Genomic DNA, 291 nt, shown 5'->3' with positions numbered 1-291 from the left:
GCCACGTCCTTCTTCGGCTCCTGGTGCCTAGGCATCCTCCGTGCGCTCTTACTAGCTTAACCATATGCTCAGGTGATCGCTCACCTTCGCTTACAAATCAAAGCAACTTAAAGGATGTTTCAGCAATTCTTTTTCTTTCGTTATCCAGTTTTCAAGGTGCAAAGTAAATCACAGCTGAGCCTTTCGGCTGCTGCGTAGGTGTAAACATAACACCTGCTTGGCGACGTCCTACTCTCCCAAGACCCTGCGGTCTAAGTACCATTGGCGCTGGAGGGCTTAACGGTCGTGTTC

General features: G+C 49.8%; 1 rRNA gene. It reads right to left on the bottom strand.

What is annotated here, in order from left to right:
* Window positions 1–215: 215 nt before the first annotated feature.
* Window positions 216–291 (bottom strand): 5S ribosomal RNA (rrf, locus tag FGT79_RS32715); the annotation flags it as partial.

Origin of the sequence: Paenibacillus sinopodophylli, assembly GCF_005930355.1 — a bacterium.
Taxonomy (GTDB): domain Bacteria; phylum Bacillota; class Bacilli; order Paenibacillales; family Paenibacillaceae; genus Pristimantibacillus; species Pristimantibacillus sinopodophylli.
Note: the sequence above shows the minus strand (reverse complement) of the source record. Positions and strands in the feature narration are given on the sequence as shown.